Below are 558 nucleotides of genomic sequence, written 5' to 3'. Positions count from 1 at the left end.
CCAGCAGGAGCAACAGGAGCAGACGGAGCAACAGGAGCAGACGGAGCGACAGGCCCAGCGGGAGCAACAGGAGCAGACGGAGCGACAGGAGCAGACGGAGCAACAGGAGCAGACGGAGTAACAGGCCCAGCAGGAGCAACAGGAGCAGACGGAGCGACAGGCCCAGCGGGAGCAACAGGAGCAGACGGAGCGACAGGCCCAGCGGGAGCAACAGGAGCAGACGGAGCGACAGGCGCAGCGGGAGCAACAGGAGCAGACGGAGCGACAGGCCCAGCGGGAGCAACAGGAGCAGACGGAGCGACAGGCCCAGCGGGAGCAACAGGAGCAGACGGAGCGACAGGCCCAGCGGGAGCAACAGGAGCAGACGGAGCGACAGGCCCAGCGGGAGCAACAGGAGCAGACGGAGCGACAGGCCCAGCGGGAGCAACAGGAGCAGACGGAGCGACAGGCGCAGCGGGAGCAACAGGAGCAGACGGAGCGACAGGTCCAGCGGGAGCAACAGGAGCAGACGGAGCGACAGGACCAGCGGGAGCAACAGGAGCAGACGGAGCGACAGGC

1 protein-coding gene is annotated in these 558 nt (G+C 67.7%); it reads left to right on the top strand.

The window, feature by feature from the left end:
• On the top strand, window positions 1–558 hold a 558-nt coding region (locus ACFCYN_RS09195), incomplete at both ends, for a collagen-like domain-containing protein (RefSeq protein ID WP_375948876.1).

The sequence above is a fragment of the Gottfriedia sp. NPDC056225 genome (assembly GCF_042267765.1).
Lineage (GTDB): Bacteria > Bacillota > Bacilli > Bacillales > Bacillaceae_G > Gottfriedia.
Note: the sequence above shows the minus strand (reverse complement) of the source record. Positions and strands in the feature narration are given on the sequence as shown.